At 69.8% G+C, this 12,448-nt stretch carries 9 protein-coding genes; 5 read left to right on the top strand and 4 right to left on the bottom strand.

All coding sequences use genetic code 11. The features are described 5' to 3' along the window. The first annotated feature begins 331 nt into the window (after positions 1-331). Both IY392_RS06295 and IY392_RS06290 read left to right on the top strand, forming a co-directional pair. Entirely contained in the window at positions 332-1,228 is an 897-nt protein-coding gene (locus IY392_RS06295; RefSeq protein WP_255542029.1) for a type IV toxin-antitoxin system AbiEi family antitoxin domain-containing protein, read from the top strand. 163 nt (positions 1,229-1,391) lie between these two features. Beyond that, positions 1,392-1,757, top strand: a complete 366-nt coding sequence (locus IY392_RS06290; RefSeq protein WP_107756239.1) for an RNA-binding S4 domain-containing protein — start codon at positions 1,392-1,394, stop codon at positions 1,755-1,757. A gap of 66 nt (positions 1,758-1,823) precedes the next feature. Here IY392_RS06290 and treY read toward each other — a convergent pair whose 3' ends face one another. Genes treY through IY392_RS06275 form a run of 3 tightly spaced genes read right to left on the bottom strand, consistent with a single transcriptional unit; the run spans position 1,824 to position 8,667 of the window. Further along, positions 1,824-4,304, bottom strand: coding sequence for a malto-oligosyltrehalose synthase (gene treY / locus IY392_RS06285; protein WP_194860780.1), 2,481 nt, complete (start codon positions 4,302-4,304; stop codon positions 1,824-1,826). A 2-nt stretch (positions 4,305-4,306) separates the two neighbouring features. After that, positions 4,307-6,451, bottom strand: a complete 2,145-nt coding sequence (glgX, locus tag IY392_RS06280; protein ID WP_107756240.1) for a glycogen debranching protein GlgX — start codon at positions 6,449-6,451, stop codon at positions 4,307-4,309. A gap of 56 nt (positions 6,452-6,507) precedes the next feature. Beyond that, a complete protein-coding gene (locus IY392_RS06275) occupies positions 6,508-8,667 on the bottom strand; it encodes an acyltransferase family protein (RefSeq protein ID WP_107756241.1) in 2,160 nt (719 codons plus the stop codon). 160 nt (positions 8,668-8,827) lie between these two features. On the opposite strand from IY392_RS06275, the gene IY392_RS06270 reads away from it, so the two are divergent. Next, positions 8,828-9,451, top strand: coding sequence for a hypothetical protein (locus tag IY392_RS06270; protein WP_228549093.1), 624 nt, complete (start codon positions 8,828-8,830; stop codon positions 9,449-9,451). Between the two features lie 3 nt (positions 9,452-9,454). Here IY392_RS06270 and IY392_RS06265 read toward each other — a convergent pair whose 3' ends face one another. Continuing rightward, positions 9,455-10,174 carry an NUDIX domain-containing protein gene (locus tag IY392_RS06265; protein ID WP_107756242.1) on the bottom strand — a complete coding sequence of 240 codons (720 nt, stop codon included), beginning with the start codon at positions 10,172-10,174 and terminating at the stop codon, positions 9,455-9,457. A gap of 72 nt (positions 10,175-10,246) precedes the next feature. Here IY392_RS06265 and nadA point away from each other — a divergent pair, with 72 nt between their 5' ends. Both nadA and nadC read left to right on the top strand, forming a co-directional pair. Continuing rightward, positions 10,247-11,332 carry a quinolinate synthase NadA gene (nadA, locus tag IY392_RS06260; protein ID WP_107756243.1) on the top strand — a complete coding sequence of 362 codons (1,086 nt, stop codon included), beginning with the start codon at positions 10,247-10,249 and terminating at the stop codon, positions 11,330-11,332. Between the two features lie 68 nt (positions 11,333-11,400). Continuing rightward, positions 11,401-12,282 carry a carboxylating nicotinate-nucleotide diphosphorylase gene (gene nadC, locus IY392_RS06255; RefSeq protein WP_182612712.1) on the top strand — a complete coding sequence of 294 codons (882 nt, stop codon included), beginning with the start codon at positions 11,401-11,403 and terminating at the stop codon, positions 12,280-12,282. Positions 12,283-12,448 lie beyond the last annotated feature (166 nt).

The raw sequence follows: 12,448 nt of genomic DNA, 5'->3' as shown, positions 1-12,448 counted from the left end.
CGCCCGCCGCGCCCTCACGCCGCCCCTCGCCGCGATCCGCCCCTCTGGGTGTGATTCGCCCCCGTAGTTCCGGGGGCAGAATGCAACGCTCGGGGTGCATCGTGTAACCACGGGGTCGTGCGGCACGTGATCGTCCATTGCTCCGAGGCGGCGCCCCGTCCCGCAGGCGAAACCTGGTGGTGAGCGCACAGAAAGGGGCGAACGGCGGCGATTCCAGCCCGCTGTGTCCGTCCACACCGTCATCGGGCGCCTACCGGATTCGACGGGTCGACGCAGAACCGTGGCACAGCATCAATGCATGACCGGAATCGAAGAACTGCGTTCACGCCTCTTGACCACCCACGACCTGATAGCTCGGGGTGCCAGCGCCCAGGCTCTCAGCAGAGCGGTGTCCACCGGCGCGATGATCCGTCTGAGACCGGGGTTCTACGTCGACGCGGCCGCCCGAGAACTCAGCCGGGACGATCGACACCTCCTCATGGTCCTCGCGGCGGACAGATGTCTTGTGGCACCGGTGTTCACCCACTGGTCTGCTGCACTTGTGCTGGGGCTCCCCTCATGGGGACTGCCGCTTCGGCAGGTGTCGGTGTCCCGCAACGGCCACGCCCAGCGATCGCGTAACACGAGGCTGACGAGACACGACGTGTCTCCGGTCGAGGCAGACGAGATCGTGACCGTCGGCGGACTTCAGGTCACTTCGCCAGATCGGACGGTGGTCGACATCGGAAGAGCCTGTGGGCGGGATACAAGTGTCGCGGTGGCCGATGCAGCTGTCTACGGCGAGTTGGCCACTGCTGAGTCACTGCACGTCGCCCTGGACCGGGCGGCGGGCAGAAGCGGGCTCAAGAAGGCTCGGGTGGCGATGACGCTGATGGACGGTCGGAGCGAGAGCGTTGCCGAGACACTGAGCAGGTTGACCTTCTCCGATCACTGCCTGCCGACGCCGGTGATCCAGGAGGACATCATCGACACACACGGAAATCGTGTCGCCCGCGTCGACTTCTTCTGGCGCGAACACGGGGTGATCGGCGAGTGCGATGGGTTCGGGAAGTACTTCGACGGACACGATCTCAGGGAGGTGAGACGTCGACTCGCGCGGGAGAAGGATCGCGACGCCGAGCTCGTCGCCCTCGGATATCGGGTCATCCACTGGCGGTGGGCAGATCTGGAGAGGCCGTGGTTGCTGGCCGAACGGATCCGGCGCGTGCTGCTCGCGGCGGCAGCATGAGGATGAACCCGGTAGCCGACCTCCCCTGACGCCACACCTCACCGCTGTGGATGATCCGCCCATCCACTCACGAGTCGCCCCCCGAGCTACGAGGGTGGATCGCGGTCCGAGGGGCGGACCGGGTGCGAACCGCTGGCCGCCGCTGTATCGCTATCCTCCCCGTATGGCAGTGCGGGTGGACGCGTGGACGTGGTCGGTGCGGCTCTTCCCGTCGCGGACGAAGGCGGCGGCCGCCTGCCGGGGCGGGCACGTCAAGGTCAACGGCGAGGCGGTGCAGCCGTCGAAGGCGGTCGTGCCCGGGGATCGTGTCCAGGTGACGGGGACGCTCGGCCGGATCCGCGTCCTCGAGGTCGTGCGGACGGTCAACAAGAGGGTGGGCGCGCCGGTCGCCGCGACCTGCTATATCGACCACTCGCCCCCGCCGCCGCCGAGAGAGGTGCTGGCGTCACAGCCGCGGCGCGACAGGGGAACGGGGCGACCGACCAAGCGAGAGCGTCGCGAGACCGACCGCCTCCAGGGCCGTGGGTAGACCGACCGCCTCCAGGGCCGTGGGTAGACCGACCGCCTCCAGGACCGTGGGTAGACCCCTGCGCGGTCAGCCGTCTTCGCGGACGATCAGCACGACCGGTGACTCGACCAGTAGGTCGCCGACGTCCACCCGGCTCGAGATCACCGGGCCGCCCGGGCGCACCACCCAGGTGCCCTCAGGGAGCACGACCTCGGTGCCGCGGAAGTCGTCGGCCCCGAGCACCGCGGTCCGCCGTCTGGCGATCATGCCGATCGCCGCGTGCCCGTCAACGATCCTGGCGAACGCCACCACGTCCCCGGAGGAGGGGCCCTGTACCGGCAACGCGAGGTGCGGGCCGGTCGCCATGCTCGCCGGGTGCGAGCGCCGGAACCGCAGCACCTCACGCACCAGCGCGAACTTGGGGTGCCCGCCGCGGGCCACCGCGCCGGACCGTAGGGGCTCATAGTCCACGAACCGGCGGTTATCCGGGTCGACGAGCGAGTCCTCCCACACCTCCGTGCCCTGGTAGACGTCGGGAACACCGGGCGACAGCAGCTGTGTCGTCTTGGCGATCAGCGAGTTGTCCCGTCCCGCGGGGGCGATCCGCTCGACGAACGGGGTGAGCAGCGCGCCACCCGAGTCGAGCAGTGTGTCGATCCACCCGTGGGCGGCGGACTCGAAATCGCCGTCCTGACTGGTCCAGGTGGTGTGCACGGCCGCCTCACGTAAGGCCTTCTCGGCGTAGTCGTGTAGGCGGGGCCGCAGGTCGTCGGGGAGCTCGTGACCATCCAGGTCGTCGCCGGCCGGCCACACCCCCACGATCACCTGGAGGAGGAAGTACCCCGCGTCCTCGGCGGGAGGGGGGAAGCTCCGGAAGACCTCGGAGACCAGGTGCGCCCATTCATCCGGCAGCTGCGAGAGCACCGAGATCCGGGCGCGGACGTCCTCTCCGCGCTTGGTGTCATGGGTGCTCAGCGCCGTCATGGCCAGCGGGGTCGCGCGGGCACGCTCGGCCATCGCCAGATGGAACGCGTCGACCGGCAGACCCATCCGGCCCGGCGAGCCGCCGACCTCGTTGAGGGAGACCAGCCGTCCGAGTCGGTAGAACAGCCGGTCCTCCTCGGCCTTGGCGGTGGCCGCTCCGGTCACCTGCGCCAACCGGACCGAGGCCTCCGCGGCCCGGGCCAGGGCCCCGGCGACGAGGCCCAGGGCCGGGCCCAGCTCGGGGCGATCGCGGTGAAGGCCCTCCAGGATCCCGGGGAGGGTCCCTCGCAGGACCGGGTAGTCGGCGCGGTAGACGGGCGTGTGCGCGATCACCGAGACCAGCGCCTCGCGGAGCTGCGCCTCCTCGTCGTCGTCGCCACTCGTCACCTCGCCCGCGTCCCGGCCGACAGCGGCGTCACGCCGCACCGCCCGGGTCAGCCGTCCCAGCTCGGGGGCGAGGTCCTCGAGGACGATCTGCCGCTTGAGACGGGCGGACTGCTCGTGGACCTGCTCCTCGTCGCCGGGGCCACCGCAGTACCGGGCGGCCAGCTCCGTCAACCTCGCCTGACCGCCGGGATCCACCAGCATCTGGTCGATCAGGCGGAGGGCGTCGTAACCGGTCGTCCCGTCGACGGGCATCGCGGGGTCGAGCACTTCGGCGGGGGCGAGAATCTTCTCCACCAGCAGCCAGCGGTCGTCGCCGGCCAGCTCGCGGAGCCGCCGCGCGTACCCCACCGGGTCGGCGAGCCCGTCAGGATGGTCGACCCGGATGCCGTCGACCAGGTCCTCCTCGCACCAGCGGCGCACCTCGGCGTGGGTGGCGTCGAAGACCGCGGGGTCCTCCTGGCGCAGCCCGGCCAGCCCGGTCACGGTGAAGAACCGTCGGTAGCCCAGAAGCGGCTCCCGCCAGTGGACGAGGCGGTAGTGCTGCCGGTCGTGCACCTCCTGGGCGGTCCCGCCACCGGTGCCGGGGGCCACCGGGAAGCGATGGTCGTAGAAGCGCAGCTCGGTCTGGGGGTCTGCATCCGTGTCGGAGGCGTCGGAGGCGTCGGTGTCGGTGGGGGTGACGACGACGAGCTCGTCGACGTCCTCCGGTGACCCCAACACCGGGATCGCTATCCGGCCATCCGCTCCGTTGGCGGGCTCGGTGTCGAAGTCGAAGTACGAGAAGTACGGCGATTCGGGGCCGCGGCGCAGCGCATCCCACCACCATCTGTTGGCCGTCGGCCGGTCGACGCCCAGGTGATTGGGGACGATGTCCACCACCACGCCCAGGCCGTGCTCCCGGCAGGTGGCCCGGAGCGACCGCAGGGCGTCGATGCCGCCGAGTTCCGCCGCCACCCTGGTCGGGTCCACCACGTCGTACCCGTGGGTCGATCCCGGGGTGGCCTCGAGTATCGGCGACAGGTACACAGAGCCCACGCCGAGATCGGCGAGGTAGGGGACCAGGTCTTCGACGTCGGCCAGGACGAATCCCCGGCCATTCGGATCGGAGGCGGGCGTCCGCAGTTGGAGACGGTAGGTGCTGGCCAGGGCGGCCCCCCTGCTCAGCGCTCCGGCCCCGGCCCGGTCCTCGTGGGCCACGATCAGGAGACCTTGCGCAGGACGATCGTGCCGCGATCGGCCACCGTGATCGTCTCGTCCGAGCCCAACTCGCCGCTGCGCTCCTCGAGGTGGTCCGCCGTGTCCAGGACGACCTCCCAGGACTGCGCGTACTCGGGCCCCAGCAACGAGAACTCGATGGGCTCGTGGTGGGCGTTGAACAGCAACAGGAACGAGTCGTCCACGATGCGCTGGCCGCGCTCGTCGGGTTCGTGGATGCCCTCGCCGTTGAGATAGACGGCCAGGGATTTGCCGAAGCCGGAATCCCAGTCCTTGTGGGTCATCTCCGAGCCGTCGGGACTGAACCAGCCGATGTCCTGGGGGTCCTCATCGTCCCGCAGCACTGTGCCGAAGAACCTCCGCCGACGGAAGACGGGATGGTCCTTCCGCAGTCGGACGAGGGTGCGGGTGAACTCGAGGAGGGTCTCCTTCTCCTCGTCGAGCTCCCAGTTCATCCAGGCGATCTCGTTGTCCTGGCAGTAGACGTTGTTGTTGCCGCCCTGCGTGCGGGCGATCTCGTCCCCGTGCGCGATCATCGGCGTTCCCTGCGACAGGATGAGGGTGGTCAGCATGTTGCGTCGCTGCCTGTGCCGCAGACTCAGGACGTCCGGGTCGTCGGTGGGGCCCTCGACGCCGCAGTTCCAGGAGCGGTTGTGGCTCTCTCCGTCGTTGCCGTCCTCGCCGTTGGCGTCGTTGTGCTTCTCGTTGTAGGAGACGAGGTCGTTGAGGGTGAACCCGTCGTGCGCGGTGACGAAGTTGATCGACGCGGTGGGGCGGCGGCCGGTGTTCTCGTACAGGTCCGAGGAGCCGGTCAGTCGGGAGGCGAACTCCCCGAGCGTGGCGGGCTCTCCCCGCCAGAAGTCGCGGACGGTGTCGCGGAACTGCCCGTTCCACTCGGTCCACAACGGCGGGAAGTTGCCCACCTGGTAGCCGCCTTCGCCCACGTCCCACGGTTCCGCGATGAGCTTGACCTGGCTGACCACCGGGTCCTGTTGGACCAGATCGAAGAACGACGACAGCCGGTCCACGTCGTGCAGCCCTCTGGCCAGGGCGGAGGCGAGATCGAACCGGAACCCGTCGACGTGCATGTCCAGGACCCAGTACCGCAGCGAGTCCATGATCAGCTGCAGGGAGTGGGGGTGCCGGACGTTGAGCGTGTTGCCGGTGCCGGTGTAGTCCATGTAGTGCTGCTCGTCGCCCTCGACGAGCCGGTAGTAGGCCTGGTTGTCGATACCGCGGAACCCGATCGTGGGCCCCATGTGGTTGCCCTCGGCGGTGTGGTTGTAGACCACGTCGAGGATCACCTCGATGTTGGCGTCGTGGAACGCCTTGACCATCGCCTTGAACTCGCTCACCGCGTCTCCGGGCTTCTCGGCGAACGCGTACTCGTTGTGCGGGGCCAGGAACCCGAAGCTGTTGTACCCCCAGTAGTTGCGGAGCCCCATGTCGATGAGCCGCTGATCCTGCATGAACTGATGGACCGGCATCAGCTCGATCGCCGTGACCCCGAGGTCGGTGAGGTAGTCGATGATCGCGGGGTGGGTCATGCCGGCATAGGTTCCGCGCATCTCGGCAGGGATGTCCGGGTGGGTGGCGGTCATGCCCTTGACGTGGGCCTCGTAGATCACCGTGTTGTGGTACTCGTGCCGGGGAGCGCGGTCGTTACCCCAGTCGAAGTAGGGGTTGATCACGACGGTGGTCATGGTGTGGCCGAGGGAGTTCTCGGTGTTGCGCCTGGTCGGATCGTCCAGGTCGTAGCTGTGCAGGCTCGGGTGGCCGTCGAACTCGCCGTCGAAGGCCTTGCCGTACGGGTCCAACAGCAGTTTCGAGGGGTCGCACCGCAACCCGTGCTCCGGCTCGTACGGTCCGTGGACGCGGAAGCCGTAGCGCTGACCCGGGGTGACGCCGAAGAGGTAGCAGTGCCAGATGTGGCCGTCGACCTCGGTCAGTTCGACGCAGGTCTCACGACCGTCCCTGTCGATCAGGCAGAGATCGACACGCTCGGCCACCTCGGAGAACAGAGAGAAGTTGGTTCCGGTCCCGTCGTACGTGGCGCCGAGGGGGAAGGCGCTACCAGGCCAGGCACGAATGAGCTCTGGGGCGGACTGCTGCGTGTCGTCGTTGGTCACAAGGCCCAACAGTAGTGGTTATCGGGACTCGAGCCGGTGTACCGGGCCCCCGACGCTCACCACCAGCCGGTCGCGGGCCCCATCTGCCGGGCGAGCTCGCCCGACGCGGACCGTACCCAGGACCCCGAGAGATGGTGGGAGTCGTGGTAGACGATGACGTTGCCCACCACGACGGGGCAGTTCCCCGCATCGCACAGACCGTCGGTCAGGTCGATGAGTCGGACCGAGTCGATCCCGGCCCCGGCGAGCGCCGCCGGGTTGATGGGCGCGACGGACCGCTCCCGGGGCATTCCGCACTCCTCGGGGGTGCCGCCGTCTCCCAGGCAGTCCCCGGCCCGGATCGGGCCACGCCCCTGATTGAGCCACGGGGTGTCGCGGATGGCGATCACGCCGATGCCCTGCTGGTCGAGTGCCCGCCACAGGTCGACGTACTGGCGTGGCGTGACATCCGGGCCCACGACCCCCACCGGCCGGGTGGCGGTGGTGAACACGAAGTCCGGTGCCAGGCCGACGAGGGCGGCCAGCGCGGCGGGAGTCCATTCGGCGCAGCTCTCGTACAGCAACTCGTCGCTGTCGGAGACCGATGCGTCGAGGGTCAACGGACACCCCATCTTGAGCAGCGTCACCACCCGGAAGCCGTAGTGGCGGCCGACCTCGTCGAGGCCGCTGATCCAGTGTTCGGCATGCGAGCCGCCGACCAGTGCGATGGTGCGGGGTGCGGTCACGTCGCCGTACACGCACATCTCGACTTCCGAGGACTCGAAGTTGGAGATGCAGCCGTCGAGGGTGCTCATGGGCAGGTCGTTGCCCACCTGCAGCAAGGAGGGGACGTAACCGACGTTCTCGGGGACCGGGACGCCGTCGAAGAACGCACGGGCCCCGGGGTGGTCCGGGTCGGTGAGTGAATCGACGTACGGCACCGCCGAGCGGGAGGCCGAGGTGGCCGTCCACCACCCGACGACGCCGAGGCTGGCCACGGCGGACACCACGACGAGGGCGGTGGCCCGGACGAAGCGCCGCTGCTCCCGCTCGGAGCGACCGGACCCCTTGCGGAGCGAGTCGCGCTTCTGGGCCGCGGGCGTGGTCCGGCTCCGCGCCCGGCTGGCCATCCGCAGGGGTCGCTCGACGTACTTCTCGGTCAGCAGGGCCAACACCACCGAGGCGGCGGTGATCACCAGCCCCGACACCAGCGTGATCTCGGCCTGGCGGTCGTAGGACAGCCAGAGGATGAGTATCGGCCAGTGCCAGAGGTACAGGGAGTACGAGATGTCGCCCAGCCGGCGGAACACCCGCCCGGACAGCAGCCAGGTGACCGGGTCCCTGCGCGGCGTCGCACGCTCACCGTCGGGGAGGTTGCCGCCGAGGATGATCAGCAGCGCGCCACCGATCGGATACCAGGCCAGGGGGCCGGGGAAGTAGGCGGCACCGTCGAAGAAGAAGCCCGTGCTCACGACCATGAACAGGCCGGCGGCCGTGGTGAGCATGCGGAGCGGCCACGGGAGGACCACCCCGGCCAACACGATGGCCACCAGACCGCCGACGAGCAGCTCCCACATCCGGGCACCGGTGTCGTAGTAGTTCCAGGGCTGGTTGACCGTCTGCCCGTACGCGGACCACCAGACCGAGGCGACGGTGCCCGCGAGCACCACTCCGAGCAACATTAGCGTGGGCGTCCCGCGCTTCACGACGAGCCGCCACACCGCGGTCAGACCCAGGACTACGGCCAGGGCCACCAGGTAGAACTGGCCCTGGACCGACATCGACCACAGGTGCTGCAGCGGCGAGATGGTCGCGTCGGCCGCCGCGTAGTCCTGGGAGGTGAGCGCGAGTTCCCAGTTCTGGTAGTAGAACAGCGAGGCGATGGTCTGCTCGAAGATCGCCGACCACTGGGTGGGGGGTTTGATGAGGATGGTCCCCACCACGGTCGCCGCCACGGTGACCACGAGCGCCGGATACAGGCGCCGGACCAGACGCTTCAGGTGGGGAAGTGGATTGAGGGGCGTACCCGGGAGGCCGGCGCCGCGCAGGAGCGATCCCAGGAAGAAGAACCCGGACAGGGTGAGGAACACATCGACGCCGCCGGAGACGCGCCCCATCCAGATGTGGAACACCACGACCAGTGCGATGGCCAGGCCGCGGAGACCGTCGATGTCGTGCCGGTAGGCCATCTTCCCGCGCCGGCGGCGAGCCGGCGGGTTCGGAGTGCTGGTGGCCACTGGCGGATACTTCCTGACGAGTCGTCCGGGCTGTGCTGGCGCCCCGGCCCTGCGAGCGCGCACACCGAAAAGCGTGGTGGCGCCGCGTCAGAGCATGGTGGAACCGGGTCCGATTACACCACAGACGGTTCACCCCGCCCGCGTTGGTACAGTCCGGCGCATGCTGAGCTCACCGCCGTGGCGCGCCGTGGGGACCCTCGCGGGAGTCGTCGGACCGGCCGTCGTCGCGCTGCTGGTGTGGGTCGTGGCCGCCCCCCGCTCGGAGTTGCTCTCGGTCGGCGGGGGGAGGGGACTGCGGCTCCCGGAGTCCGGAGCCGACGGCGGAAGTCAACTCCTGATGCTCATCGTCCTGTTGGGGGCTGCGGTGGTGTGCGCGGTCCTGTCCCTGTGGCACCGCCACCCGGGGTTGCGTCGCCCAGGGGGCGTCCTCGTCCTCGTGCTGCTGCCCGGGCTGACGTGCTCGGTCACCGCGGCCGCGGCCTCACCGGTGGCCGCGCTCCTGGCCCCGACCGCGGAGAACGCCCCGTACGGAACGGTGGTGGCACAGCCGCCCACGGCGGGGGCACTGTTCTTCGACCGCATGATCTACGGGACCACGGGGCCCTCGTGGGACTGGTTCCCGCCCGGCGCGGGGTGGCTGGCCTTCGGCGCGATGATCGCCGCGTTCACCGTGGCGGCGCTGGCCCACGTCAGCCACTCCTCGGAGTTGCGGGACGGCGTGGAGGACGTGGACGGTCTGGACGGGGTGCCCCCGGAGTCGGTGTCCCCGAACCGCCCGGACTGAGTCTCATCCGCGAGCCCCGGTGAGGACCTCGACCGGCGGCCGGAGAGTCGCGAACTGGTCGGTGATCCGCAGTCTGCGCTCGGCGAATCGGTACAGGGCGGCGGGCCGACCGCCCGAGGGTCCCGGCGGCGCGCTTCGTCCGCAGCGCACCAACTCTCCCCGCCTGGTGAGGATCCTCTGGAGGTTCGTGGGATCGACCGGGTGGCCGAGGGCGGCGGCGTAGTGCTGGGCCAGGGTGGAGAGGGTGAACTCCTCCGGAGCGAGCGCGAAACCCAGAGTGGAGTAGGAGAGCTTGGCGGCGAGGCGGGCCCGGGCGCGGGCGACGATCTCCGCGTGATCGAAGACGGTGTCGGGAAGATCGTCCACCCGGAACCACGCGGTGTCGTCGGGGATGTCCGGGTCGGCGTCACTGGGCAGGACACCGAGGAATCCTGAGGCGAAGACCCGCCGACCGGGAATCCGCGAGGGGTCGGAGAACTCCGCCACGGATTCCAGGTGGCTGAGCGAGCGCACGTCCACCTTCTCCGCGAGCTGGCGGGTGGCGGAGGTGGCCAGGTCCTCGTCGTCCCCGACCTCGCCGCCGGGCAGCGCCCACCGACCGGCCGCCGGGCCCAGCGTGTGTTGCCACAGCAACACGTGCAGGGCGTGGGAGGGGGGGTGCGCGATCCGGCGGACCTGACCCACGACGACGAGCACCTCGTGACCGGTGTTACACTTGGGCATGTTTTCGATTGTAAGTCGAAAACAAGGCCGGTGACGTACCGGTCTGCAGAACCGACCCGGGAGGGGGCAGCGATGAGTACTGCCACAGGACACGGCACCACGGTCGCACCGCGGCCGGAGAGCACCGTCGGCAGGCTGGAGTCGCCGCTGGCCGTCAGGATCCGTCACGACGGCGCGGTGTACACCGGCGTCGAGCCCGACGCCCGGTGGGCGTCGGAGATCCGCCGTCTCGCCGCCGAGCGCGACGCGGTGATCCTCGCGCACAACTACGAGGTCCCCGCCATCCAGGACATCGCGCACCACGTCGGGGATTCTCTGGCCCTGTCGCGGATCGCCGCGGAGGCCGAACAGTCGACCATCGTCTTCTGCGGGGTCCACTTCATGGCGGAGACCGCCAAGATCCTCTCGCCGGACAAGACGGTCCTCATCCCCGACGAGGCCGCGGGTTGCTCGCTGGCCGACTCCATCACCGCCGAGCAGCTGGCGGAGTGGAAGGCCGAGCACCCCGACGCCGTGGTGGTCTCCTACGTCAACACCACCGCCGCGGTCAAGGCGCTCACCGACATCTGCTGCACCAGCTCCAACGCCGTCGACGTGGTCGAGTCGATCGACCCGGATCGGGAAGTCCTGTTCCTGCCCGATCAGTTCCTCGGCGCGCACGTGCGGCGTAAGACGGGCCGCGACAACGTTCTCGTGTGGGCCGGAGAGTGTCACGTCCACGCCGCGATCAACGGCGACCAGCTCACCACCAAGTCCCGGGCGCACCCGGGCGCCGAGCTCTTCGTCCACCCCGAGTGCGGTTGCGCGACGAGCGCGCTGCACCTGGCCACCGAGGGCGCGGTCCCGGCCGATCAGGTCAAGATCCTGTCCACGGGCGGGATGGTCGACGCTGCCCGCGCCTCGGGTTCCCGCGAGGTCCTGGTGGCCACCGAGATCGGGATGATCCACCAGTTGCGCAAGGCCGCCCCGGAGATCGATTTCCTGCCGGTCAACGAGCAGGCGAGCTGCCCCTACATGAAGATGATCACCCCGGCCGCGCTGCTGCGCGCGCTCGTCGAGGGCGCGGACGAGGTCCACGTCGACCCCGCCACGGCCGAGGCCGCGCGGGGGTCGGTCGAGCGGATGATCGCGATCGGCAACCCGGGATCCGGCGAGTGACCGGCGGGGGAGAGGGCGGGGTAGCCGCCGGCGCGACCTCGCAGGCCTCCGGTGGCGACGACGACGACCTGTTCGACCCCGATACCCGGGCCGATGCTCTCCTGGCGATCCGGCGCGCCCTCGAGGAGGACCTCCGGTACGGCCCGGATGCCACCTCGCTGGCCACCGTTCCCGCGGATGCCCGGGCCACGGCCCGTCTGGTGACCCGGTCCGACGGGGTGGTGGCGGGGTTGCCGCTGATCGAACTGGTCCTCACCGAGGTGCTCGGGCCCCATGGTGACGGCTCCGTCGGAGGCGGCGCCGACTTCTCGGTGACGCTCCACGCCCGGGACGGGGACCGCGTGTCGGCCGGCGACGTGGTGGCCGAGATCAGTGCGCCGACCCGCGGTCTGCTGACCGCCGAACGGACCATTCTCAACCTCGTGTGCCACCTCTCCGGGGTGGCGACCGCGACCCGTGCCTGGGTCGACCGGCTCGAGGGCACCGGATGCGCCGTCCGCGACACCCGCAAGACCCTGCCCGGTATGCGGCTGCTGCAGAAGTACGCGGTGCGGTGCGGTGGTGGGGTCAACCACAGGCTCGGCCTCGGGGACGCCGTCCTGGTCAAGGACAACCACGTGGTGGCCGCCGGTGGGGTCCTGCCCGCCCTGGCGGCCGTCCGCGAGCGGTTCCCGGACCTGCCCTGCGAGGTCGAGGTGGATTCCCTGGAGCAGCTCGACCAGATGCTCGCCTCGGGGGTGGACCTGGTCCTGCTGGACAACTTCCCCGTCTGGCAGACGCAGATGGCGGTCCAGCGTCGCAACGCGATCTCACCCCGGACCCGGCTGGAATCGAGCGGCGGTCTGGGTCTGGACGTCGCCGCCGACTACGCGCGTTGCGGTGTCGACTTCCTCGCCGTCGGCGGACTCACCCACTCCGTGGCGGTACTGGACGTCGGTCTGGATATGTGAGGTCCGCCCCACCCGGCCGTTCTGGTGCGGTGGCGACCGCCGGGACCCGCGTAAAGTTCGTTGTCATGACGGGCTTCTGGGACACGAGCGAGAAGAGCACGCCGGCGGAACGCCGGCAGCAGCGGATGGCGGAGGCCCGCCGGCGCGTGGAGTCGGGGGAGAACAC

This window comes from Dietzia sp. SYD-A1 (assembly GCF_015356725.1).
Lineage (GTDB): Bacteria > Actinomycetota > Actinomycetes > Mycobacteriales > Mycobacteriaceae > Dietzia.
The sequence above is the reverse complement of the archived record's forward strand: the minus strand, read 5'-3'. Positions and strand labels throughout refer to the sequence as shown.